This is a genomic window from Legionella tunisiensis, from assembly GCF_000308315.1.
Taxonomy (GTDB): Bacteria; Pseudomonadota; Gammaproteobacteria; order Legionellales; family Legionellaceae; genus Tatlockia; species Tatlockia tunisiensis.
The window spans coordinates 1-1,622 of record NZ_CALJ01000333.1; the positions used below are offsets into that span (position 1 = coordinate 1).

Genomic DNA, 1,622 nt, shown 5'->3' on the forward strand with positions numbered 1-1,622 from the left:
AGGCAGCATTTACCGGAGGTAGACAAACGCTTTGTGGCGCGGGTAAAAACGGAGATTGAATCGTCTTTTTCATCGAATGATTTAAGCGCTGATTCACGCCTAAAGCGTCATCAGTTTGTGCGCAGTCAATTCTACGACAGTGCTAAAAAACTGTATGAGGATTACATCAACACCGAGGAGTCGAAACGACAGGATAAGGATATTCAGGCCGCTAAATTATTGCTGGATTACGCCAAATCATTACATCAGGAAAAAAGCCGCGCTGATTTCCTGAAAGAAAAACTGGTTGAACAATCCATCGATGTTTCAGGGAACAATCCTGTCAGTCGAATGCCAGAAAGGCTGTTTAGCGCGAAGGAGCAGGATTGCGATCCGGATTTAACTTAACCTAGTTATCTGGTGCGTCAGTCTGGAAACAAGCATTCCTGCAGGCAATCGAAACAGCACTGGCTGTAAGTTCTATTGAGATATTTTCTAAAAGAAATCTATAACGATAGAATTCTATTGAAATTTTCAGTAAGATTCTGCTGTTTAATCAAGGCGACAATGATAATTTTAATGGACATCATGAGCTATGAAAATGCAAGCTAGGAGCACTGAGGTTCCAAAGAAATCAACGTCACTCCCTCAGAAGGTAATCACCAGAATAAAGGCACTTTTTTGGGCGGTCGTAGTCCAGTCCGGTTTTGCGGGGTTGATTTTTTAGGTGGTTTGATGGATCCCTATTTAGGACTTTTAGCGGCAGGGGTGTATTTTTTTGGCATTGGTTTTTATTTGCTGTATCACTTTATTGTCGTTAACTCTTCAAAGAAAATTGAACCTTTATGATAAGAAGAATCTGCTCCTTTTTTTGCTTCTGATTAGCTCATTAGAAGTCAGTGCCGGCTTAGTGTCTACGACTGTCCATAGTCGCGCCAATTGTTCTAACAATGAATCGATAACGTGGTGGCTTGGCCATCCTTATGATTGGCGTGTTGTCAGCACACATACAAACATCTACGGCGGCGGTCACCTGATGGATACAGGGTATGCCTATACCTGGCGACAGGCTGCTGTTCATTGGGGTGAAGCACCGCTTGGGGATCACCGATGGGTTGTGACAGGATACCATTATTTGAAAAGTTATGGTCATGGGAAAGTCCCTTTTGATACGACCACTGTTGGCGATTGCAGCATTTACAATGGGTGGTGGGATCACTGATTCATTAGTCTCCAGGCTTTTTTATAGAGAGGCTCATAACCGAAGCATGACTTGTTTTAAATCGATAAGGATAAAGATGAGAAAATTGTTACCAACTGCGTTGCTTATTCTGTTTGTTACTCATGCAGTTGCAGAGCCTCAGGCTGTGCTATCAAGAGAGGACATTGACAGGATTAATAAAGAGTTACTTGCAAAGGCAGGCTTGTCTGTCCCTGACTCCACTGAAATCAGGCTTGTTTCTGCCAACCAGCTCCTGTTTAAGAACAACTCCCGAATCAATCAAAGCAATGATGACACAGAAAAAGAGATAAGGGATTATCTGGCAATGAACAGGGAGCAACAAAAGAATGGCTTTGTGAAGAGCAGTGAACCCCGCGCCAAAGAATTGTTAGAGATGGAGAAGACCTCTTTATACCATAAG

At 42.8% G+C, this 1,622-nt stretch carries 4 protein-coding genes; all 4 read left to right on the plus strand.

Going from position 1 to position 1,622, the window contains the following annotated elements:
- Window positions 1-387 (plus strand): hypothetical protein (locus BN58_RS32140; protein ID WP_040916849.1); only part of this gene is annotated, 387 nt, incomplete at its 5' end.
- Between the two features lie 273 nt (window positions 388-660).
- A complete protein-coding gene (locus BN58_RS31355; RefSeq protein ID WP_019218441.1) occupies window positions 661-828 on the plus strand; it encodes a hypothetical protein in 168 nt (55 codons plus the stop codon).
- The gene (locus BN58_RS20465; protein WP_019218442.1) at window positions 815-1,201 is read left to right on the plus strand and encodes a hypothetical protein; all 387 of its coding nucleotides are present in this window, start codon (window positions 815-817) and stop codon (window positions 1,199-1,201) included. Before BN58_RS31355 ends, BN58_RS20465 begins: the two co-directional genes overlap by 14 nt.
- A 76-nt stretch (window positions 1,202-1,277) precedes the next feature.
- Window positions 1,278-1,622: hypothetical protein (locus BN58_RS27745; protein ID WP_040916851.1), on the plus strand; the 345-nt coding region annotated here is incomplete at its 3' end.